Origin of the sequence: Pseudomonas sp. (assembly GCF_048265905.1) — a bacterium.
Classification (GTDB): domain Bacteria; phylum Pseudomonadota; class Gammaproteobacteria; order Pseudomonadales; family Pseudomonadaceae; genus Aquipseudomonas.
In genome coordinates this window covers 72,590-95,320 of sequence record NZ_JBLXAP010000010.1, presented here as the reverse complement: position 1 = coordinate 95,320, position 22,731 = coordinate 72,590, and the positions used below count along the sequence as shown (strand labels likewise).

Genomic DNA, 22,731 nt, shown 5'->3' with positions numbered 1-22,731 from the left:
CCTTACAACTGCACGCCAGAGAAGGACATGAAGCCCAGAGACATCAAGCCGATGGTGATGAAGGTAATACCCAAACCTTGCAAGCCCGCCGGTACGTCACTGTACTTGAGCTTCTCGCGAATCCCTGCCAGAGCGGCAATCGCCAGCGCCCAAGACAAACCTGAGCCGAAACCGTAAACAGTACTTTCAGCCAGGTTGTAGTCACGCTGCACCATGAACAGGGTGCCGCCCATGATCGCGCAGTTAACCGTGATCAGTGGCAAGAACACGCCTAGGGCGTTGTACAGCGCAGGCACGTACTTATCCAAAAGCATTTCAAGGATTTGCACGATAGCCGCAATCACACCGATGTAGCTGAGCAAGCCGAGGAAGCTCAGGTCTACTTCAGGCAGTCCAGCCCAGGCCAGTGCGCCGTCTTTGAGCAGGTAGGTGTAGATCAGGTTGTTGGCCGGAACGGTGATGACCTGCACCACGATTACAGCGATGCCCAAGCCAATCGCAGTCTCTACTTTCTTCGAGATCGCAATAAAGGTGCACATGCCCAGGAAGAAGGCCAAGGCCATGTTCTCAACGAACACCGCTTTAGCCAGAAGGCTCAGATAATGTTCCATTAGTAAGCCTCCTTATTCGAGACCTGTGGCGCCATTTTGAAGCTTGGCTTTTCCACTTGATCCTTCTTCCAGCTACGAATGCCCCAGATAAACAGGCCGATCAGGAAGAACGCCGAAGGTGGCAGCAACAACATGCCGTTAGGCTGATACCAGCCGCCGTCGTTGATAACCGGGAGGATTTCGAAGCCCAGCAACTTACCAGCACCAAATAGCTCACGAATGATACCCAGCGCAATCAACATGGCGCTGTAACCCAGACCGTTGCCGATACCATCGAAGAACGACAGCACTGGCGGGTTCTGCATGGCAAAGGCTTCGGCACGGCCCATCACGATACAGTTGGTGATGATCAAACCGATAAATACCGACAGCTGTTTCGACAGGCTAAAGGCAAAAGCCTTGAGAACCTGGTCAACCAGGATTACCAGGGATGCAATGATCACCATTTGCACGATCATACGGATCGAGCTTGGGATCTGACTGCGGATCATCGAGATAAACAGGTTGGAAAACCCGGTTACCAGGGTCAAAGCGATCGACATTACCAATGCAGTTTTCAGGTTCGAGGTCACCGCCAGAGCGGAACAGATACCCAGAATTTGCAAACCAATCGGGTTGTTGTTGAAGATCGGATTGAGCAGGACTTCTTTAATAGTCGGCTGCGACATGATCAAGCCTCCCCTGCGCGTAATTTAGTGAGAAACGGACCAAAACCTTGTTCACCCATCCAGAACTTCAATAGGTGATCAACGCCATTACTGGTCAGTGTTGCCCCGGCAAGAGCATCAACCTGATGCACGGCTTTCGGGCTCTTCGGGTCAACACCACCTTTAACTACAGAGATAGCCACTTTGCCATCGTCTGAGTAAACGGTTTTGCCAGGCCACAGGCCTTTCCATTTTGGGTTATCGACCTCACCACCCAAACCTGGGGTTTCGGCGTGCTGGTAGAAGCCAAAGCCACTCACAGTGTCCAGATCAGCTTGCAAGGCGATAAAGCCATACAGGGTTGACCATAGGCCTTGGCCACGGATTGGCAGTACCACTTTATCAAGCTTGCCGTCTGTCTCAACCAAATAGATGATGGTGTAGCGCTCGCGGCGCTTGAGCTTGGCAAGGTCTTGCTCGGGTGTCAGAGCTACCGACTCGCTCGGATCTTTAGCACCTTGTAGCGGCTCGTACTTGAGCGGGTCTTTGGCATCACTGAAGGTGCCGGTTTGCAGGTCGACAATCTTTGCCGTGATACGGCCGTCAAACAGTGACTTGACTTCTTTACCGCTCATGCCCGGATTACCCAAGCCGGCGATAGCCAGGATGCTGCGCTGCTTGTCCAGCAGACGGTTGTCCTGCTGCGCAGGTTTCAGCGCAATCGCGGCACCGGCAACAAATACCGAGCACACCAGGCAAACCAGCAGGGCCACCAGCAAGGTACGTGCGGTGGATTCTTTTTGACTAGACATTGCGTGCCAGCCTCCGCTTGATATTGGCTTGAACGACGAAGTGGTCGATCAGCGGTGAAAACAGGTTGGCAAACAGGATCGCCAGCATCATGCCTTCCGGGAATGCTGGGTTAACCACACGGATCAACACCACCATAAAGCCGATCAGAGCACCGAAAATCCACTTGCCGGTGTTGGTCATGGAGGCCGACACAGGGTCGGTGGCCATGAAGAACATACCGAAGGCGAAACCACCCACGACCATATGCCAGTACCACGGCATGGCGAACAGAGGATTGGTGTCAGAACCAATGAGATTGAACAGCATGCTCAAACCGATCATGCCGAGCATTACCCCAGCGACGATACGCCACGAAGCAATTTTGGTCATGACCAGGATGCCGCCACCGATCAGCAGTGCCAGAGTGCTGGTTTCACCGATAGAGCCATTGATAGTGCCGACAAACGCATCCATCCAACTGATGCCATTGCCAATCACGTTTTCAATGCCACCGGCTGCCGCCAAGCCCAGGGAAGTCGCGCCGGAAAAGCCATCAACCGATGTCCATACCGTGTCGCCAGACATCTGCGCCGGATAGGCAAAGAACAGGAATGCGCGACCAGCGAGTGCCGGGTTAAGGAAGTTTTTGCCAGTACCGCCGAATACTTCCTTACCGATTACCACGCCGAAGCTGATGCCCAGTGCCACTTGCCACAACGGGATGCTTGCCGGCAGGATCAAGGCAAAGAGCACCGAGGTCACGAAGAAACCTTCGTTAACTTCATGGCGGCGGATCGAGGCAAACAGCACTTCCCAGAAACCGCCAACAATAAAGGCAGTTGCATAGATAGGCAGGAAGTAGGCTGCGCCCTGGATGAAGTTATCCCAGATGCTAGCCGGATCGAAGCCTGCCAAAGAGCTGATCAACGCGAAGCGCCAGCCCTCTTGAGCAGCCAGCAGATCAGGGCTTGCAGCGTAAATCAGGTTGGCCTGGTAGCCAGTGTTCCACATGCCGAAGAACATCGCCGGAAAGGTACACAACCAGACGGTGATCATCATGCGCTTGAGGTCTATACCGTCACGCACGTGAGCTGTGGTTTTGGTAACGCTGCCCGGGCGATAGAAGAAAGTGTCAACGGCCTCATACAAGGCGTACCACTTTTCGTACTTACCGCCGGATTCAAAGTTGTGCTCGATTTTATCGAGAAAAGCACGGATACCCACGATTAACCCTCCTTCTCGATGCTTGCGAGGTTATCGCGCAGGATCGGGCCATATTCATACTTACCGGCACAGACATAAGTGCACAACGCCAGATCTTCTTCGTCGAGCTCCAGGCAACCCAGCTTCTGGGCCATCTCAGTGTCACCAACGATCAGGTAGCGCAGCAACTGCGTTGGCAGGATATCCAAGGGCATCACTGCCTCGTAGTTACCCACCGGAACCATCGCCCGCGGACTGCCGTTGGTAGTTGTCGAGAAAGCAAACTTCTTCGCCGCGGCCAACTTGGACACGAAAATATTCAGCACCGAGTGCTTGTTCACACCCGCACGCAGGTAGTGCAACATCTCACGGTCATTACCCTCAGCCAGGCAAGAAACCTGCTGGTGGTAGCGCCCCAGAAAAGCAAAGGCACCGTACGCGGTTCGGCCACCAAGCAGCGAGCCGGAAACCACACGATTCTCGCCAGACTGCAACTCACCGGCGGTGATTTCTTCAAGACTTGCACCAAGGCGTGTACGCAGCAGGCGTGGATTTTCAACCACTGGGCCAGCTAACGAGACAACGCGCTCAGTCCAGAGTTGGCCAGTAGTGAACAGCTTGCCGACCGCAATCACATCCTGATAACCAATCGACCACACGCTTTTGGTCGCGGTAACCGGGTCAAGGAAGTGAATATGGGTGCCAGCCAAACCCGCAGGGTGCGGACCGGCAAATGCTTCAGCCTGAACCTTGTCCAACTGCTCGCCCGGAATATTGGCGCCGTCGGCTTTGCACAGGAACACTTTGCTTAAAGTACTGAGTACTTTAAGACCGTTTTCAAAGTCAGTGGCATGCTCAGCGATCACAACTGCTGGGTCGGCAGCCAAAGGATGAGTATCGATAGCCGTTACGAAGATCGAGCTAGGTACTGCATCAACTGCAGGAACCTTGCTGAAAGGACGGGTCCGCAAGGCTGTCCACAAACCTGACTGCTGTAGGTTTTCGCGGACTTTTTCATGACTCAGCCCTGCCAGATCACCGGCAGGATACTGAGCAAAAGTCACTTGCTCATCGCCTTCAAGATCGATCACAACGGACTGCAACACCCGCCGCTCACCGCGATGAATCGCGCTGATCACACCGGCACCAGGTGCGGTATAGACCACGCCTGGCGTTTTCTTGTCAGCGAACAATACTTGTCCAAGCTTGACCCGATCCCCCACCTGGACTTCCATCGTAGGCTTCATACCATGATAGTCGTAGCCTATGACGGCGACGCTACGCACCGGCCTTGCGGCCTCTATACGCTGCGTCGGCACGCCAGTTATGGGCAAATCAAGCCCATTTTTAATTTTGATCATAGGTTTGCCTAACCACTGATATTAGAAATCTTCTTAGAATACGGACGACGCCAGAAAGCCAATAGGCATACACACACTGAGATAAATCAGCATGATGGACGGCGTCGGTCGCGGGTAAAAAATCCGCTTGATTATAAAGATGGGCCCTGCCACTGACCACCCAAGCTTTGGCTTTTTTTGGGTGATACGTAACAAGAGGCGACAAGGCGATAGTTTGAATCAATCTATACAAGCCGTGAATACGACTAAAAGCACCTATACAGCCACACCTATATCAAAACGCAATTCGCCCATTATCACTCAACCGGCTAAATTTCGCGACCAGACAGTCACCTGCCCGCTATTACCCGCGCAAAATCAGGGCATAAAAAAACGGGAGCCTGAGCTCCCGTTCTTATACTGCTAAGGCGTCTTAGCGAGGAAACGCTGGTGGGTTAACCCCGACCATGTCTTCCATTACACGCACGACCTGGCAGCTGTAACCGAACTCGTTGTCGTACCAAACGTACAGCACAACGCGGTTGTCGTTGCTGATGGTCGCTTCGGCATCAACCACACCGGCGTGACGCGAACCGACGAAGTCAGTCGAAACCACTTCTTGCGAATTAACGTAATCGATCTGTTTGTGCAGATCCGAGTGCAGCGCCATGTAGCGCAGGTACTCGTTGATTTCTTCGCGAGTGGTCGACTTCTCAAGATTGAGGTTGAGAATGGCCATCGACACGTTTGGCGTTGGAACACGGATCGCGTTACCGGTCAGCTTGCCCTTCAGCACAGGCAGAGCCTTGGCCGCAGCAGTAGCCGCGCCGGTTTCGGTGATTACCATGTTCAGCGCAGCCGAACGACCACGACGACTGCCTTTATGGAAGTTATCGATCAGGTTCTGGTCGTTGGTGTACGAGTGAACGGTTTCAACGTGACCGTTGACGATGCCGTATTTGTCATCGACAGCCTTGAGCACCGGCACGATGGCATTGGTGGTGCAAGATGCAGCAGAGATGATCTTGTCATCCGGGCTGATGTCAGCATGGTTGATACCGTGAACGATATTCTTCAGCTCGCCTTTACCCGGCGCAGTCAGAACGACACGGTTGATGCCTGGGCACTTAAGGTGCTGACCCAAGCCTTCAGCATCACGCCATTTACCGGTGTTATCCACCAACAAAGCGTTTTCGATGCCGTAAGCGGTGTAGTCGATCGATGCAGGATCATTCGAGTAAATAACCTGGATCAGGTTACCGTTGGCGCTCAGGGTATTGTTGGCTTCATCGACAGTGATGGTGCCATTGAACGGACCATGTACCGAGTCGCGGCGCAGCAGGCTGGCACGTTTATCCAGGTCATTGTCCGCACCTTTACGCACAACAATGGCGCGCAGACGCAGACCGTCGCCACCACCAGTTTTTTCGATCAGGATGCGCGCCAACAGGCGACCGATACGACCAAAGCCGTAAAGCACGACGTCGGTACCCTTACGGGCTGAGACGCTCTGCTGACCGGTAACCGCTTCAAGCTCTTCGCGGACAAACTGCTCAAGATTACGACCGTTGGCTTCTTTTCCGAACTTGGCCATCATGCGGCCGAGATCAATCGATGCAGCGCCCAGCTTGAGCTCGCCCATGGTTTTGAGAACCTGGAACGTGTCATGCACCGACAGCTCAACATCACCATCAAGACGGTGGCGAGCATAACGGTGAGCTTTGAGTATCTGAATAACGGAACGGTTGATCAGGCTACGACCATAGATCGATGTGACCACGTTGTTATTGCGATAGAGCTGGCCGATCATCGGAATCATCGCTTCCGCAAGGGCTTCTCGATCGATCCACTCACCAAGACACTGGTCGGGCTTCTGATTCACAGGCAGTACCTTCCACATATGTAGGGGCTGAAAAAAGGGGCTACATTATGCCGATCCGTGAGCGCGGGGGCAATGTCGCCTGTCGAAACTGACAGCAGACACTTTCGCCCGTTACAATCGCCAGCCTTGTATCTTGACCGTGAGCCGCCTGTGTCCGTACTGCGCCTTCCGTCCCTGCCCGCTGCTGCCGGCAAACAACACTGGGGCAACCTTCCCGGTGCTGCGCTAAGCCTAGCAATTGCTGAGGCTGCAAGCGCTGCGAATCGCTTCACTTTACTCCTGACCGCCGACAGCCAAAGCGCCGAACGGCTCGAACAGGAGTTGAGTTTCTTTGCCCCGCAATTGCCGGTCTTGCATTTCCCCGACTGGGAAACCTTGCCTTACGATCTTTTTTCGCCACATCAAGACATCATTTCACAGCGTATTTCCGCACTTTATCGCCTGCCAGAACTAAAACATGGCGTTTTGGTAGTACCGATAACCACCGCCCTACATCGACTCGCCCCGACGCGCTTCCTGCTCGGCAGCAGCCTGGTTCTTGATGTTGGCCAGACACTTGATGTCAACGACATGCGCAGCCGCCTTGAAGCCACAGGTTATCGTTGCGTCGACACGGTTTATGAGCACGGCGAGTTTGCCGTGCGCGGCGCGCTGATTGATCTATTCCCCATGGGCAGCAAGCAACCGTATCGGATTGACTTGTTCGATGACGAAATTGAAACCCTGCGCACCTTTGACCCGGAAACCCAGCGTTCGATCGACAAGGTTGAATCCATAAAGCTACTTCCAGCCCGTGAGTTTCCGCTGGAAAAGAAAGCCATCACCGATTTCCGCGGGCGTTTTCGCGAGCGCTTTGATGTCGACTTCCGCCGCTGCCCAATCTATCAGGATCTTTCCACGGGCATTACCCCGGCAGGCATCGAGTATTACATTCCGCTGTTTTTCGAAGAAACCGCGACCTTATTCGACTACCTGCCGCAAGACACCCAAGTATTTTCGCTGCCCGGCATCGAAAAAGCCGCTGACCAATTCTGGAATGACGCCCGCAACCGTTATGAAGAACGCAGGGTTGACCCTGAGCGCCCACTGCTACCGCCAGCGGATATCTTTTTACCGGTTGAAGACTGCTTCGCCCGCCTGAAAAACTGGCCGCGCGTGGTGGTTAGCCAGGATGATATCGAGGACGGCGTTGGCCGTATGCGCTTCAACGCGCAGCCCTTGCCTGACCTGGCAATTGAAGCCAAGGCCAGCGAGCCATTAGCCGCGCTGCGGCGCTTTATCGAAGAATATCAAGGCCGCATACTGTTCTGTGCCGAGTCTGCCGGGCGCCGTGAAGTGCTGCTCGAACTGCTGGCACGACTGAAACTCAAACCGAATGAAGTCGATGGCTGGCCAGAATTTATCGCCGGCAAAGAGCGCTTAGGCATCACCATCGCCCCACTTGATGATGGTTTGCAGCTCGACGATGTCGCGTTGATTGCCGAAAGCCCGTTATTCGGCCAACGCGTGATGCAACGCCGTCGCCGCGAAAAAACCCGTGATACCGGCGAAAACGTCATCAAGAACCTCACCGAGCTGCGTGAGGGGTCGCCCGTGGTGCATATCGACCACGGTGTTGGTCGCTATCAAGGCTTGATCACATTGGAGATTGACGGTCAGAACGCTGAGTTTTTGTCGTTGCAGTACGCCGAAGAAGCCAAGCTTTACGTGCCAGTTGCCAACCTGCATCTGATTGCCCGCTACACCGGCAGCGACGATGCCCTTGCCCCGCTACACCGCCTGGGTTCGGAAATCTGGCAGAAAGCCAAACGCAAAGCCGCCGAACAGGTCCGTGACGTTGCTGCAGAGTTACTGGATATCTACGCACGCCGCGCCGCGCGTGAAGGTTATGCCTTTGCCGACCCGCAAGTTGATTACGCCACGTTCAGTGCGGGCTTCCCGTTCGAAGAAACGCCCGATCAACAAACCGCAATTGATGCTGTGCGTGATGACATGCTCGCCCCGAAACCGATGGACCGCCTGGTCTGTGGCGATGTCGGCTTCGGCAAGACCGAAGTAGCCATGCGCGCAGCATTCATTGCAGTGCATGGCGGCAAGCAAGTGGCGATTCTGGTACCAACCACCCTGCTCGCCCAGCAGCACTACAACAGTTTCCGCGACCGCTTTGCCGACTGGCCAGTAAAAGTCGAGGTAATGAGTCGCTTTAAAAGTGCCAAGGAAGTTGGCGAAGCCATGCAGCAGCTGGCGCAAGGCAAAGTCGACATCGTCATCGGCACCCACAAACTGCTGCAAGACGACGTCAAGTTCAACAACCTGGGCCTGGTGATCATCGACGAAGAACACCGGTTTGGCGTGCGTCAGAAAGAACAACTTAAAGCGCTGCGCAGCGAGGTCGATATCCTCACCCTCACCGCCACACCGATCCCGCGCACGCTGAACATGGCAGTCGCAGGTATGCGTGACTTGTCGATTATTGCCACGCCTCCGGCTCGGCGCTTGTCAGTGCGCACCTTTGTCATGGAACAGCAAAACACCGTGATCAAAGAGGCGCTGCTGCGTGAACTATTGCGTGGCGGTCAGGTTTACTATTTGCACAATGATGTGAAAACCATCGAAAAATGTGCCGCCGACATCGCACAATTGGTTCCAGAGGCGCGCATTGGTATCGGTCACGGGCAGATGCGTGAGCGTGAACTGGAACAGGTGATGGGCGACTTCTACCACAAGCGTTTTAATGTGCTGATCGCCTCGACCATTATCGAAACCGGTATTGACGTGCCGAGCGCCAACACCATTATTATCGAGCGCGCCGACAAATTTGGCCTGGCCCAGCTGCATCAATTGCGCGGGCGTGTGGGACGCAGCCACCACCAAGCCTATGCGTACCTGTTGACGCCGCCGCGCAAACAACTCACCGACGACGCGCAGAAACGCCTTGAAGCCATCGCCAACGCACAAGACCTCGGTGCGGGCTTTGTTCTGGCAACCCACGACCTTGAGATTCGCGGCGCAGGCGAACTGCTGGGCGATGGCCAGAGCGGTCAAATTCAAGCAGTTGGCTTTACCCTGTACATGGAAATGCTCGAACGTGCGGTCAAAGCCATTCGCAAAGGCGAACAGCCGAACCTGGACCAACCTTTGGGTGGCGGCCCGGAAATCAACCTGCGAGTGGCGGCACTGATCCCTGACGATTATCTACCCGATGTGCATGCACGCCTGATCCTGTATAAACGCATTGCCTCAGCGGTCGATGAAGACGGCTTGAAAGAACTGCAGGTGGAAATGATTGATCGCTTTGGCCTGCTGCCTGAGCCGACCAAGAATCTGGTCCGCATCACCTTGCTTAAACTGCAAGCTGAAACCCTGGGCATCAAAAAGGTCGACGCTGGCCCACAAGGTGGTCGCATCGAGTTTGCTGCGGACACCTGCGTTGACCCGCTGACCCTGATCAAGTTGATTCAGGGCCAGCCCAACCGCTATAAATTCGAAGGCGCTACGCTGTTCAAATTCCAGGTTCCAATGGAGCGGCCTGAAGAACGATTCAATACACTTGAAGCGCTGTTTGAGCGCCTGAAACCCTCATCTTGAAGGATCAATTTGTGAATATGCGTGCACTTCGCAGCCTTGCCCTGCTGCCTTTGTTGGCGTTTGGCGCCCTAAGCCAGACAGCACAGGCGGCCGACAGCTATCAAATTGAGGTAATTGTATTTCGCCAACCCGGTGAACTCCTGATTTCAGGCAAACGCGCACCGGATGACTGGCGCCAAGGCGCACGCCTGATCGACACCGGCCAAGAGCATGCAACTGCACTTAACGATGAGGCCGAAAAACTCAACGATGGCGGCGATTATCAGGTTCTGCTGCATAAGGCCTGGACTCAAGCCAGCGATGAAACCGTGGCCATCAGCACAGGCGACGAGCGCCTTGGCCACGCGCCGATTGAAGGCACTTTAAGCCTCAAGCAAGAGCGTTCGCTACAAGTCAAAGTGGACATGTGGATCAACCAGTTTGAACCTGGCGGCCTGGTTTCGCGCAGTGAGCACTTGCAACAGTCGAGCAGCTTGCAAACGCGCAAACTCAACTATATCGATCACAGCAATCTGGGCATGCTGATTCGAGTTCGCCCTGAATAAACTCACCTACATGGTGGACAAGCTACGCGTTGTCACACCCTACACGACCAACAATAGACGCTGGTGGTCCGCGCCGGTATTCAGGCGCTCAACACCCGCGCCAGAACAGCCTTGACCTTATCCATACCATCGACCAGCGCCTGTTCAATCTGCGCCATGGTAATCAGCTCGTTGCTCTTGCCGGCTGCCGGGTTAACCACCAACGACAAGCAGGCATAAGGCAGCGCCAATTCACGCGCCAACACCGCTTCAGGCATACCGGTCATACCGACGATATCGCAGCCATCACGCTCCATACGGGCTATCTCGGCTACGGTTTCAAGGCGCGGCCCCTGTGTTGCACCATAAACACCATGACTGCTGAACGCACAGTGCTCAGCAGTCAGTGCAGTGCAAAGCTTACTACGCAAGGCTTCATCATACGGATGACTAAAATCGACATGGGTGACGTGATCCAACTCACCGGCAAAATAGGTATGCTCGCGACCGCTGGTGTAATCAATCACCTGATGCGGCACGCAGAAATGGCCGGTGCCCATGGCCATGTGAATACCACCAACCGCGTTGACCGCAAGAATCGCTTGCGCGCCCGCCTCTTTCAACGCCCACAAGTTCGCCCGGTAATTAACCTGATGCGGTGGGATGCGGTGCGGATGGCCATGGCGCGCCAAAAACAGCACCTCACGCCCTGCATACTCGCCACGCAGTACTGCTGCGGATGGCGCACCAAATGGTGTATCGATATTCAGCGCAGCGGTAATAGTCAGACCTTCAAGTTGGGTCAGACCAGTACCACCAATAATCGCGTAGACAGTCATCATTATTCCTATTCAATAAGCTGAGCAGCGCGCAAAGCGCGAGTTGCTTCAAGCCAACGCGGGCTCTGGCGGTATTCAATGCCCGGAAAGGCCTGACGCCGCATACGCGCCAAACCATCGGGAGCAACTACCTTGAGGCGCTGCGCTGCGCTCAACGCCAGCTCTGCAGCGGCGCGATCATTACAAACCAAGCCCATGTCGCAGCCAGCGTTCAACGCCGCTTCAATTCGGCACGCAGCATCACCCACCACATGGGCCCCGGCCATCGACAGGTCATCACTGAAGATCACCCCTTTAAAGCCAAGTTCGCCGCGCAGAATATCCTGCAGCCAGCGGCGCGAGAATCCAGCAGGCTGATCATCCACTTTCGGATAGATAACGTGCGCAGGCATCACCGCAGCCAATTGATTACCCAACTGCATAAAAGGCTGCATGTCTTGGCCGCGAATCTGCTCAAGACTGCGCTCGTCCACTGGAATCGCTACGTGCGAATCGGCTTCAGCCCAACCATGTCCTGGAAAGTGCTTGCCCGTTGCAGCCATACCCGCCTGGTTCATGCCACGAATAAAGGCACTCGCCAGTTGCGTGGCGCGCTGCGCATCACCCTCAAAAGCGCGACTGCCGACTACTGCGCTGCGCTGATGATCGAGATCCAATACTGGGGCAAAGCTTAAATCCAAGCCGACAGCTAAAACCTCAATTGCCATAATCCAGCCGCAATGCTCAGCAAGCTGCTCGGCATTTGGGTTGTCAGCAAGCGCACGCATGGCCGGCAAGCGGACAAAGCCTTGACGCAAACGCTGAACGCGACCGCCCTCTTGATCTACAGCAAGCAATAAATCTGGACGAACTTGGCGAATAGCCGCGCTTAGCTCGCGCACTTGGCGCGGGTCTTCAATATTGCGCGCAAACAAAATCAAACCGCCAACTTGCGGTTGACGCAGAATCTGCCGGTCTTCAGCAGTAAGCCAGGTGCCATCGATGTCGAGCATCAATGAGCCTTGCAGAGGTGAGCTCACAGGAAATCCTTAATCAAGAGGTATTGCGGCCCAGTCAGGACGTGCCGCTTCATCTATAACCACCGCGCAATTGACCGGCACCTGCGGAAACAGTTGCAGCAGATCGGCGTTGCGCAAACGGATGCAGCCGTGGGAAAGCGCCACACCCATCGGCTCGGTCTCCGGCGTGCCATGCAAATAGATATAGCGCCGGAATGTATCGACACTGCCCAAGCGGTTACGCCCAATTTCGCAGCCGCTGAGCCAGAGAATCCGGGTCAGAATCCAGTCTCGCCCGGGAAAGGCTTCTGCCAATTCAGCTGACCAGACTTCACCAGTCCAGCGTCGCCCGCGCAACACAGCAGCCAAGGGCAAACCATCGCCGACTTTAGCGCGCACGATATGCCGTCCACGCGGCGTGCAGCCAGAACCGTTTTGTTCACCAACACCATTAAGCGCAGTGGAAACCGGCAAACGCAGCAATAGCCTGCCTTCAGCAAAACCATAGAGGCACTGATCGGCAATAGAGATGTGTAATAAATCGAGAGTAGCCATGGGCGGCTAGCTTAGCGGATCAACTCCACTACGCCCACCCATTAGCTATTAAACCTTGGCGGTAAGCGGAGGATTTTTTACCCGGGGGCGCAATTGCGCAGCCGCCAAAGCCGGGTCACTTAACCCTGACTCTGAACGCATGCCCGCCGCCAGAAACGGCACCATCAGGCGCATAACTTGTTCAATCGAGGTGTTAACCCCGAAATCAGTCTCCGACATCGCCCGCAAAGCCTTGATACCCGACATGCTGAATGCAGCCGCGCCAAGCATAAAGTGCACGCGCCAGAATAACTCGAGTGGCGGGATACGGGGGGCGGCATCGTGAACCAGCATCATGTAACGTCGGAATACTTTGCCATAGACCTCTTCAAGGTACTTGCGCAGATGGCCTTGGCTTTGACTGAACGCCAAACCGAGCAAACGCATGAATATTGATAGATCGTTGCCGCTACGCGGCTTAACCGCAAGCGCATGCTCGACCAGCAACTCGAGAAGTTCTTCAAGTGAGAGTCGAGCCTCTGGTTTGGCCTGACGGCGATCCAGTTCACGCTCGAGGCTGGCGCAGAATGGGCCTAGAAACCGCGAAAAAACCGCTTGAATCAGGGCTTTTTTCGAACCGAAATGATAGTTCACCGCAGCAAGATTGACTCCAGCCTTGCTGGTAATCAAGCGCAACGAGGTTTCCGCAAAACCTTTTTCGGCAAACAGTTGCTCTGCAGCATCCAGAATGCGTTCAACAGTTTCCGACTGGGCCATTATTCTTTACCTGACAAACACTTGTTTGAAACATACGTTTCGGCTCTATGCATTGTCAAGCTTCGCAACGCGGTCTTTTGCATCATCCTTAATTAGCCTACTCACTATGCCGGACAACTAAAACCAAGACGCTCACCAAGACAACCAAGTAACACAAATACCGCGAGAAAATAACACGATTAAATAGCGGCAATTGCAAAAGGATGATTGCCAAGCTCGATCCACTGTATATAATCCCAGTCACTGTATATAAAAACAGAGCTAACCCAATGATAAAGCTGACGCCACGCCAAGCTGAGATTCTCGCCTTCATCAAGCAATGCCTTGAAGACAACGGCTTCCCGCCTACCCGCGCAGAAATCGCTCAGAAGCTAGGCTTCAAATCGCCCAACGCTGCCGAGGAACACCTCAAAGCGCTCGCCCGCAAAGGCGCGATTGAAATGACCCCAGGCGCCTCCCGCGGCATTCGCATTCCAGGCTTCGAGCCTAATGCAGAAGAAGACGGCTTGCCCGTCATCGGCCGAGTGGCTGCAGGTGAACCGATCCTGGCGCAACAGCACATCGAAGACTCCTGCCGGATCAACCCCGAATTCTTTCACCCCAAAGCCGACTATCTACTGCGTGTGCGCGGCATGAGCATGAAAGACATCGGCATATTAGATGGCGACCTACTGGCCGTGCACACCACTAGAGAAGTGCGTAATGGTCAGGTAGTCGTGGCACGAATTGATGATGAAGTCACGGTCAAACGCTTCAAGCGCGAAGGCAGCAAAGTCTGGTTGATTGCCGAAAATCCTGAATTTGCGCCAATTGAAGTCAACCTTGAAGAGCAGGACTTGGTCATTGAAGGGTTAAGTGTCGGCGTTATTCGCCGCTAATGGAGTATTTATGCAGCTGTCTCAACCGCTAAATCAGACACAACTTCCACTATTCGAGGCTTTTATGGCTGTCAGCGCGCCTGCACTGCCGCAAGAAGCACTCAACGATGCCTGGCAAGATCAGCCGCAGGCATTTAGCGAGTTGTCGCTCAGAGGCGCTGCGAGACACTGCCTAACCCTGCTCGCCCCAATCCTTCGCGAGCTGAGCGAAAATGACAGCGAACGCTGGCTGACGCTAATTGCACCACCTGGCAACCTGACGCAAAGCTGGCTGCGCGATGCCGGCCTCAATCGTGAACGTATCTTGCTGCTGCACCCGCGTGGCGAACAAAGCGCACTGCAACTGGCAGAGGAAGCACTGAAACTGGGTCGTAGCCACACCGTAGTAAGCTGGCTTCACCCGCTTGAACGTGCAGCTCGCCAAAGCCTTGAAAGTGCTGCGCGCAAAGGCAGTGCACAAAGCCTGAATATCAGTTTGGGCTGATATGGCTTACATGTCAGTCGCGAGAGGCAGAGTTTTCAGGGGTTGGTTAGTGCAGAACGCGCTCTTCGCCTTCATGTTGAAAGTCGTTTTCGGCTAAACGGCCAGCCATCTGCACGCCCACATTGAGCATGGCTTTGGCCACTTCAACATGTTGCCCCTGCAGGAATGACTTCGCATCCGAGGAGAAATCCAGCACTACAAGCGCCTCCTCATCGTCTGCGCGGCGCAAGGCGATACGGCCATCAGGTAGTTCTACGATTTCTAAAAACGAAGTAGGCATAGGTTTGAGTCTCCACGTTAGCCGCTCATTGTAACAGCCGACTAGAGCCTCGCCCTAGCCCGCTGATCAATAACAGCTCACCACTCGCTGAGTGATTCCCGGAAACGTCGCGCCAGAGCAGTTATTTCTTTGCGCCAAGCCTCAAGCGTTTCACGCTCAAGTAACTCAGGCTCCTGATCAATGCTAATCGCCTCAATCAACGGCGTAGTCGGATCGACTTTAGCTTTTTGCTGCATCTGTGGCGGCTTATACAGCGCCTTATACGCCACTAACAACTGCGCTAGCCAGGTTTCAGAGTGACCAGCCAATTCAACCAACTCCGAAAACTCGGGGCTTGGCGCGGCTTCGAGCATTGACGTATCAAGCAGGACCTCAATCTGTGGCGACTGGCTGTTAGGCAAGCGGTAGTAACCCGCTATTTCGTGACACAGGCCAAGTACGGCGCCATATAAATGAAACAGCGTCGCCTCACGCTCGGCCTGAACCAGCCCCTGAACGTTCATTGCTTGCGACTCTTGTGCCTTGCGCCATGACTCCAGCGACAATCCAGCGTAAAAGATTTTTTGATTGGTGCGGGTGTACAACTCGTTAGCCATGGCCAACCACTCCTCGACAGATCAACGATCAAAACTTGAGCAGACTGGTTTGCGCCAGCCAAGCTGATTTTAAGCTTGGCTAGCTAGAGGCCCATCCGCGCGGGCATCAGGCCTGCGCGGCGGCTCCAATCAACGCTTCTTGTCTTCGACCTTCCATTTACCGCCGTCAAAGAATGCTTTCCAGCCTGTAGGCTTACCTTCAACCTCAGTCTGTACATATTGCTCTTTGGTTTTACGGCTGTAACGAATAACTGCTGGACGGCCTTCTGGATCTTTCTGTGGCGCGCTGAACAGGAACTCGTACTTCGGGTCGATCTCGTCTTTGTGCGGCAGAATCTCGATCACCAGTGGAGCACGGGTCTCGCGATTCTTTGGAAACTGACTGGCGGCCAAGAACAGACCCGATGCGCCATCGCGCAGCACGTACGTGTCATTAACCTTCTCGCACTTCAGTTCCGGCATTTTAACCGCGTCCATTTTCGGTGGTGCAGGCTCACCGCTACGCAGCAATTTACGGGTGTTTTTGCACTCGCTATTGGTGCAACCAAAGAACTTGCCGAAACGGCCAGTTTTCAGTTGCATCTCGCTGCCGCACTTATCGCACTCAAGACTCGGGCCTTCGTAACCCTTGATCCGGTATTGACCGGTTTCAATCTCGTAGCCAGCACAATCCGGGTTGTTACCGCAGATATGTAGCTTGCGCGTTTCGTCCAGCAGATAAGCATCCATCGCGGTGTCGCAAATCTTGCAGCGATGCTTGCCGAGCAGCACCAAGGATTCCGACTCGCCCTCGTCGTCCGCAGCGATTTCATCACCCGGTACCAGGTTGATGGTCGACTTGCAGCGCTCTTTGGGTGGCAAGCTGTAGCCTGAGCAGCCGAGGAACACGCCGGTCGAGGCGGTGCGGATCATCATCGGACGACCACACTCGCGACACGCAATATCAGTCAGCGTTGGCGTATTGGCACGCATGCCGGTGTCACCGTCTGCGGCTACTTCAAGTTTTTTCTTGAAATCACCGTAGAACTCATCGAGCACGTTTTTCCACTCACGCTCGCCCTGAGCAACATCATCGAGATGCTCTTCCATGCCGGCGGTGAAACCGTAATCCATGAGATTGGAGAAACTTTCAGATAGTCGTTCAGTAACGATGTCGCCCATCTTTTCCGAATAGAAACGACGGTTGTGCAGCGCAACGTAGCCGCGATCCTGAATCGTAGAGATGATTGCAGCATAGGTCGACGGACGACCAATACCACGTTTTTCCATCTCTTTAACCAGACTGGCTTCGGAATAACGCGCTGGCGGCTTGGTGAAGTGCTGGCTCGGATCAAGCTTGATCAGTTTGAGAGCTTCACCCTGGTTCATTTCTGGCAGCACGGCGTCGTCGCCCGGCTTGCTCAACTGTGGCAACGCCCGGGTGTAACCATCAAACTTGAGGATACGGCCCTTGGCGCGCAACTCGAACTGCGCAGCCGTGACCGTCACAGTTGTCGACAGGTATTGCGCCGGTGGCATCTGGCATGCAACGAACTGGCGCCAGATCAGCTCATACAGACGCTCAGCATCACGTTCCATACCGCTCAATTGAGTCGGCTTGGTGTTGACATCTGAGGGACGAATCGCTTCGTGAGCCTCTTGCGCGCCTTCTTTGCTGCTGTACATATTCGGCGTTTCCGGCAGGTACTTCTTGCCGAATTCGTCTTCAATAAAGCTGCGCACCATGCTTACGGCATCGGCCGACAGATTTGTCGAGTCGGTACGCATATAAGTGATGTAGCCAGCTTCGTACAGACGCTGCGCCATCATCATGGTCTTTTTCACGCCGAAGCCCAGGCGATTGCTTGCAGCCTGTTGCAGAGTAGAAGTAATAAACGGCGCAGAAGGCTTGCTGCTGGTCGGTTTGTCTTCACGCTTGGCGACGCTGTAGCTGGATGCTTTAAGCGTCTCCAGCGCAGCCATGGCCTGCGCTTCGTTAAGTGGTTTGAATGCTGCGCCGTTCTCACGGGCCACTTCAAAACGCACGGTGTCTTTTTTGCCAGTGGCAAGATCCGCATGCACTTCCCAGTACTCTTCTGGGACAAAGGCACGAATCTCTTTTTCACGCTCAACCACCAGCTTGACCGCTACCGACTGAACGCGACCCGCTGACAGACCGCGAGCGATCTTCGACCACAGCAGCGGCGAAACCATGTAACCCACTACACGGTCGAGAAAGCGTCGGGCTTGCTGGGCGTTAACTCGATTGATATCGAGTTCGCCTGGCTTGGAGAATGCCTCTTGAATGGCTTTCTTGGTGATCTCGTTAAACACTACGCGCTTGTAACGACTGTCATCACCACCAATGGATTCGCGCAGGTGCCAGGCGATGGCCTCCCCCTCGCGATCCAAGTCGGTTGCGAGATAGATAGTGTCGGCGTCTTTGGCCAAGCGGCGCAATTCATCAACGACTTTCTCTTTGCCCGGAAGGATCTCGTACTTGGCCTTCCAGCCATGCTCGGGATCAACTCCCATGCGCGCAACCAGTTGGCGCTTGGCTTTTTCCTTTGGCGACAGAGCCGGAGCTTCGCCTGCAGCAGCTTTTCCGCGTTTGGCCGGTTCTTTGGCCGCACTTGCCGAACCACTAGTAGGCAGGTCACGGATGTGGCCGATGCTCGACTTCACCACGTACTCGTTGCCCAAGTACTTGTTGATTGTCTTGGCCTTGGCCGGGGATTCCACGATGACCAGCGATTTACCCATGGATCAGAAAATTCCTGAATGTGAAGAAAAGAAAAGGCAGGAGACGCCTTGTCTGGCACCGCTATATATAGTGGCGCTCAAGGCAAGGTCAAGTTTAGGTATTCGACTAAGCGCTTCAAGGTTTGCCAAAAAGCGGCGTTTCAGACTCGATCAAAGCGAAGCGCGGAACGCTTTCGCCGTCAACATCGACACGCTCACAAAACATCTCAAGCGGACGAACCCAAAGCCCATAATCACCGTACAGAGCCTGATAAACCACGACCTGCTGCTCAGTTTCGGAATGTTGCGCAACACCAAAAACACGGTATTCAGGGCCTTTGTAATGGCGGTAAAGACCGGGTTTTATCTGCATCACACACTTCCTTAAAAAAATAAAAATTTATCGCAAATGAATTTCTGAAAAACTAACTTGATGTTTTTTCAGCAACTCCCCAACAAACAAAAACCGGGGCACGAGGCCCCGGTTTCGCATCCCTGAACGATTAAACTCGTTCGAAGATGGTGGTGATGCCCTGACCGAGGCCCACGCACATAGTCGCGACACCCAAAGTGCCATTGTTTTGCTTCATTACGTTGAGCAGGGTACCGGAGATACGTGCACCGGAACAACCGAACGGGTGGCCCAAAGCAATCGCACCACCGTGCAAGTTGACCATTTCGTCCATCTTATCGAGCACTTTGAGGTCCTTTAGTACAGGCAACGCCTGTGCAGCGAAGGCTTCGTTGAGCTCCATAAAATTGATGTCGGCCATGGTCAAGCCGGCACGCTTCAGCGCCTTCTGAGTCGACGGCACAGGACCGTAACCCATGATTGCCGGATCAACACCTGCAACAGCCATTGCACGCACTACAGCCATCGGCTGGATGCCCAGATCCTGAGCCCGCTGGGCGGACATCACGATCATGCATGAAGCGCCGTCAGTGATCTGCGAGGAAGTCCCCGCGGTGACGGTGCCGCCTTTCGGGTTGAACGCAGGACGAAGCGTAGCCAGGCTCTCAAGGGTTGTTTCCGGACGAATGGTTTCGTCGTAGTCGAAAACCTTGAGGAAGCCATTCTCGTCGTAGCCTTCCATCGGGATGATTTCATCCTTGAAGTTGCCTGCAACTGTGGCTTTATGCGCCAAACGGTGCGAACGCTCGCCGAACGCGTCCTGCTGCTCACGGGTAATACCGTGCATTTTACCGAGCATTTCAGCAGTCAGACCCATCATGCCCGACGCCTTGGCCGCGTACAGCGACAGGTGCGGGTTTGGATCAACACCGTGCATCATGCCAACATGGCCCATGTGCTCAACGCCGCCAACCACGAATACATCGCCGTTACCGGTCTGAATCGCCTGCACAGCAGTGTGCAGGGCGCTCATGGAAGAACCACACAGACGGCTAACTGTCTGACCGGCACTGGTGTGCGGGATCTGAGTCATCAGCGACGCCATGCGTGCGATGTTCCAGCCCTGCTCCAACGTCTGGTTTACACAACCCCAGATCACGTCTTCGACTTCAGCCGGATCGATCTTCGAGTTACGGTCCAGGACGCCGCGAATCAGGTTTGCCGACATAGTCTCGGCACGGGTGTTACGGTGCATGCCGCCTTTGGAGCGCCCCATCGGGGTGCGACCGAAGTCGACAATCACTGCATCTCTTGGGTTCAAGCTCATAAATTTACCCTCGCTAAATCGTTGCGCGATTAACCGAAAAACGTCTGGCCGTTTTTGGCCATTTCACGCAGTTTTTCAGTTGGCTGGTACAACGCGCCCAGATCGGCGTACTTATCGGCCAGGGCTACAAATTCGGCCACACCAATGCTATCGATGTAACGCAGCGCACCACCACGGAACGGCGGGAAGCCAATACCGTAGATCAGGCCCATATCGGCCTCTGCAGCGGTTTCAACGATGCCATCTTCGAGGCAACGAACGGTTTCCATGCACAGCGGGATCATCATGAAGTTGACGATGTCTTCATCGGTCAACTCACGCTCTTCGCGCACGATTTCTTTAAGCAGTTCGTAAGCTTTAGGGTCAACGACCTTCTTCGGCTTACCGCGCTTGTCGGTCTCGTAGGCGTAGAAGCCTTTGCCATTTTTCTGGCCCAGGCGATCCGCGTCGTACATCACGTCAACCGCAGTACGGCCTTCAACAGCCATACGGTCCGGGAAGCCTTCAGCCATCACATCACGGCCGTGGTGGCCAGTGTCGATACCAACAACGTCAGACAGGTACGCCGGGCCCATCGGCCAGCCGAACTTTTCCATGACTTTGTCGATACGGGTGAAATCAACACCAAACTCAAGCAGCTTGGAGAAACCACCGAAGTAAGGGAACAACACGCGATTGACCAGGAAGCCCGGGCAATCGTTAACCACTACCGGGGTTTTACCCATCTTCTTGGCGTATGCAACTGTAGTTGCAATCGCGGTTTCGCCAGACTTCTCACCACGGATCACTTCAACCAGCGGCATCATGTGTACTGGGTTGAAGAAGTGCATGCCGCAAAAATTTTCCGGGCGCTTCAGTGCTTTGGCCAACAAGCTGATAGAAATGGTCGAGGTGTTGGAAGTCAGGATCGCATCTTCACGAACCACGCCTTCAACCTCAGCCAACACAGCTTGCTTGACCTTAGGATTTTCAACCACGGCTTCAACCACGATATCAACGTTACCGAAGTCACCGTATGACATGGTTGGGCGGATGGCGTTGAGCGCCTCAGCCATTTTAGCCGGGGTCAGACGACCCTTTTCGACACGCTTGCCGAGCAGCTTGGAAGCCTCGTTCAAGCCCATCTGGATACCCTCTTCACGGATATCCTTCATCATGATCGGTGTGCCTTTGACAGCCGACTGGTAGGCGATACCGCCACCCATGATGCCAGCGCCGAGTACGGCTGCCAGCTTCACTTCTTTGGCGACTTCGTCGTAATGCTTGGCTTTTTTCTTCAGCTCCTGGTCGTTCAGGAACAGACCAATCAGGCTTGCTGCAACGGGCGTCTTGGCCAGTTTAACAAAACCTTTCGCTTCAACTTCCAGCGCTTTGTCGCGACCGAAATTTGCAGCTTTCTGAATGGTTTTGATCGCTTCAACTGGCGCCGGGTAGTTCGGGCCAGCCTGACCTGCAACGAAACCTTTGGCGGTTTCAAAGCACATCATCTGCTCAATTGCGTTGAGCTTGAGTTTTTCCAGCTTAGGCTGACGCTTGGCTTTGTAATCCAGCTCGCCGCTGATGGCACGCTTGATCAGGTCCAACGCAGCAGCTTGCAGCTTGTCAGCCTCAACGACAACATCAACAGCGCCAGCTTTCAGTGCATCTTCAGCACGGTTTTCTTTACCGGCGGCAATCCACTCAACAGCGTTGTCGGTACCGATTACACGCGGCAAACGTACAGTGCCGCCGAAGCCCGGATAGATACCCAGTTTAACTTCTGGCAGGCCAACTTTGGCGCTGGTGGCCATGATGCGGTAATCCGCGGCCAGGCACATTTCGAAACCACCGCCCAACGCAATACCGTTGATAACGGCTACGGTTGGCACCGCAAGGTCTTCAAAGTCGCTGAAGATTTTGTTGGCTTCAAGGTTACCTGCGACCAACTCTTCGTCAGGCAGCTTGAAATTCTCAACGAATTCGGTGATGTCGGCACCGACGATAAATACGTCTTTGCCGCTGGTAACAATCACGCCCTTGATCGAACCATCGGCCTTAATTGCATCTACGGACTGACGCAATTCGTTCAGGGTAAGACGGTTGAACTTGTTGACGGATTCACCCTTGAGGTCGAAATTCAATTCGACGATACCACCCTCAAGAGCTTTAACCGTGATGGCTTTACCTTCGTAAATCATCAACTGATCTCCACGATATGGAAGCTAAACAGTACACATCAGAGCCAACCAGCAAGCTGCTCCGCGGCTGAGCCGTCAAGAGTAGCGTTTAAAAGCCTGGCACACCCACTGACGCGATATTCGAGCAGTAAAGGCGCTGCTTATTACAAACAAACGCTCAATTCATACGCCCGTTTGATTT

20 protein-coding genes are annotated in these 22,731 nt (G+C 54.3%); 4 read left to right on the top strand and 16 right to left on the bottom strand.

Translation table 11 applies throughout. The features are described 5' to 3' along the window. Positions 1–2: 2 nt before the first annotated feature. The 6 genes from nqrE to ACN0UH_RS14355 all read right to left on the bottom strand — a co-directional run bounded on the left by nqrE (position 3) and on the right by ACN0UH_RS14355 (position 6,493). Entirely contained in the window at positions 3–611 is a 609-nt protein-coding gene (gene nqrE / locus ACN0UH_RS14380) for an NADH:ubiquinone reductase (Na(+)-transporting) subunit E (protein ID WP_087517411.1), read from the bottom strand. Continuing rightward, positions 611–1,285 carry an NADH:ubiquinone reductase (Na(+)-transporting) subunit D gene (locus ACN0UH_RS14375; protein WP_177313036.1) on the bottom strand — a complete coding sequence of 225 codons (675 nt, stop codon included), beginning with the start codon at positions 1,283–1,285 and terminating at the stop codon, positions 611–613. Before ACN0UH_RS14375 ends, nqrE begins: the two co-directional genes overlap by 1 nt. Then, a complete protein-coding gene (locus tag ACN0UH_RS14370) occupies positions 1,282–2,070 on the bottom strand; it encodes a Na(+)-translocating NADH-quinone reductase subunit C (protein WP_417662695.1) in 789 nt (262 codons plus the stop codon). Before ACN0UH_RS14370 ends, ACN0UH_RS14375 begins: the two co-directional genes overlap by 4 nt. After that, positions 2,063–3,274: an NADH:ubiquinone reductase (Na(+)-transporting) subunit B gene (locus tag ACN0UH_RS14365; protein WP_417662694.1), complete on the bottom strand. Its 1,212-nt coding sequence runs from the start codon at positions 3,272–3,274 to the stop codon at positions 2,063–2,065. The genes ACN0UH_RS14370 and ACN0UH_RS14365 overlap by 8 nt, the downstream gene beginning before the upstream one ends. Before the next feature lie 2 nt (positions 3,275–3,276). Continuing rightward, positions 3,277–4,614 carry a Na(+)-translocating NADH-quinone reductase subunit A gene (locus ACN0UH_RS14360; RefSeq protein WP_417662693.1) on the bottom strand — a complete coding sequence of 446 codons (1,338 nt, stop codon included), beginning with the start codon at positions 4,612–4,614 and terminating at the stop codon, positions 3,277–3,279. Positions 4,615–5,026: 412 nt separating this feature from the next. Beyond that, complete coding sequence (locus ACN0UH_RS14355) at positions 5,027–6,493, bottom strand: glyceraldehyde-3-phosphate dehydrogenase (protein WP_417662692.1); 1,467 nt, start codon at positions 6,491–6,493, stop codon at positions 5,027–5,029. A gap of 132 nt (positions 6,494–6,625) precedes the next feature. Here ACN0UH_RS14355 and mfd point away from each other — a divergent pair, with 132 nt between their 5' ends. Then, positions 6,626–10,063 (top strand): transcription-repair coupling factor, encoded by a 3,438-nt coding sequence (mfd, locus tag ACN0UH_RS14350; protein ID WP_417662758.1) that lies wholly within the window; start codon positions 6,626–6,628, stop codon positions 10,061–10,063. 17 nt (positions 10,064–10,080) lie between these two features. Continuing rightward, complete coding sequence (locus ACN0UH_RS14345; protein WP_417662691.1) at positions 10,081–10,608, top strand: CsiV family protein; 528 nt, start codon at positions 10,081–10,083, stop codon at positions 10,606–10,608. Positions 10,609–10,688: 80 nt separating this feature from the next. Here the strand turns inward: ACN0UH_RS14345 and ACN0UH_RS14340 are convergent, their stop codons facing one another. The 4 genes from ACN0UH_RS14340 to ACN0UH_RS14325 are packed head-to-tail and all read right to left on the bottom strand — an operon-like array spanning position 10,689 to position 13,735. Beyond that, the gene (locus ACN0UH_RS14340; RefSeq protein WP_417662690.1) at positions 10,689–11,426 is read right to left on the bottom strand and encodes an S-methyl-5'-thioinosine phosphorylase; all 738 of its coding nucleotides are present in this window, start codon (positions 11,424–11,426) and stop codon (positions 10,689–10,691) included. An 8-nt stretch (positions 11,427–11,434) separates the two neighbouring features. Then, positions 11,435–12,433, bottom strand: coding sequence for a beta-N-acetylhexosaminidase (gene nagZ, locus ACN0UH_RS14335; RefSeq protein ID WP_417662757.1), 999 nt, complete (start codon positions 12,431–12,433; stop codon positions 11,435–11,437). A gap of 21 nt (positions 12,434–12,454) precedes the next feature. After that, positions 12,455–12,979: a L,D-transpeptidase family protein gene (locus tag ACN0UH_RS14330; protein WP_417662689.1), complete on the bottom strand. Its 525-nt coding sequence runs from the start codon at positions 12,977–12,979 to the stop codon at positions 12,455–12,457. A 48-nt stretch (positions 12,980–13,027) separates the two neighbouring features. Then, entirely contained in the window at positions 13,028–13,735 is a 708-nt protein-coding gene (locus ACN0UH_RS14325) for a TetR family transcriptional regulator (RefSeq protein ID WP_417662688.1), read from the bottom strand. A gap of 269 nt (positions 13,736–14,004) precedes the next feature. Here ACN0UH_RS14325 and lexA point away from each other — a divergent pair, with 269 nt between their 5' ends. Next, positions 14,005–14,613 carry a transcriptional repressor LexA gene (gene lexA, locus ACN0UH_RS14320; RefSeq protein ID WP_417662687.1) on the top strand — a complete coding sequence of 203 codons (609 nt, stop codon included), beginning with the start codon at positions 14,005–14,007 and terminating at the stop codon, positions 14,611–14,613. A gap of 10 nt (positions 14,614–14,623) precedes the next feature. After that, positions 14,624–15,097: an SOS-induced cell division inhibitor SulA gene (sulA, locus tag ACN0UH_RS14315; protein WP_417662686.1), complete on the top strand. Its 474-nt coding sequence runs from the start codon at positions 14,624–14,626 to the stop codon at positions 15,095–15,097. 46 nt (positions 15,098–15,143) lie between these two features. Here the strand turns inward: sulA and ACN0UH_RS14310 are convergent, their stop codons facing one another. The 6 genes from ACN0UH_RS14310 to fadB all read right to left on the bottom strand — a co-directional run bounded on the left by ACN0UH_RS14310 (position 15,144) and on the right by fadB (position 22,550). Continuing rightward, positions 15,144–15,377: a hypothetical protein gene (locus ACN0UH_RS14310; protein ID WP_087517423.1), complete on the bottom strand. Its 234-nt coding sequence runs from the start codon at positions 15,375–15,377 to the stop codon at positions 15,144–15,146. A gap of 77 nt (positions 15,378–15,454) precedes the next feature. Continuing rightward, entirely contained in the window at positions 15,455–15,973 is a 519-nt protein-coding gene (locus ACN0UH_RS14305) for a DUF6586 family protein (protein ID WP_417662685.1), read from the bottom strand. A 129-nt stretch (positions 15,974–16,102) separates the two neighbouring features. Continuing rightward, positions 16,103–18,715 carry a type I DNA topoisomerase gene (topA, locus tag ACN0UH_RS14300; RefSeq protein ID WP_417662684.1) on the bottom strand — a complete coding sequence of 871 codons (2,613 nt, stop codon included), beginning with the start codon at positions 18,713–18,715 and terminating at the stop codon, positions 16,103–16,105. 115 nt (positions 18,716–18,830) lie between these two features. After that, positions 18,831–19,067, bottom strand: coding sequence for a DUF1653 domain-containing protein (locus tag ACN0UH_RS14295; RefSeq protein ID WP_417662683.1), 237 nt, complete (start codon positions 19,065–19,067; stop codon positions 18,831–18,833). A 130-nt stretch (positions 19,068–19,197) separates the two neighbouring features. Next, the gene (gene fadA / locus ACN0UH_RS14290; protein ID WP_417662682.1) at positions 19,198–20,373 is read right to left on the bottom strand and encodes an acetyl-CoA C-acyltransferase FadA; all 1,176 of its coding nucleotides are present in this window, start codon (positions 20,371–20,373) and stop codon (positions 19,198–19,200) included. Positions 20,374–20,402: 29 nt separating this feature from the next. Further along, positions 20,403–22,550: a fatty acid oxidation complex subunit alpha FadB gene (gene fadB, locus ACN0UH_RS14285; protein WP_417662681.1), complete on the bottom strand. Its 2,148-nt coding sequence runs from the start codon at positions 22,548–22,550 to the stop codon at positions 20,403–20,405. Between the last annotated feature and the right edge of the window lie 181 nt (positions 22,551–22,731).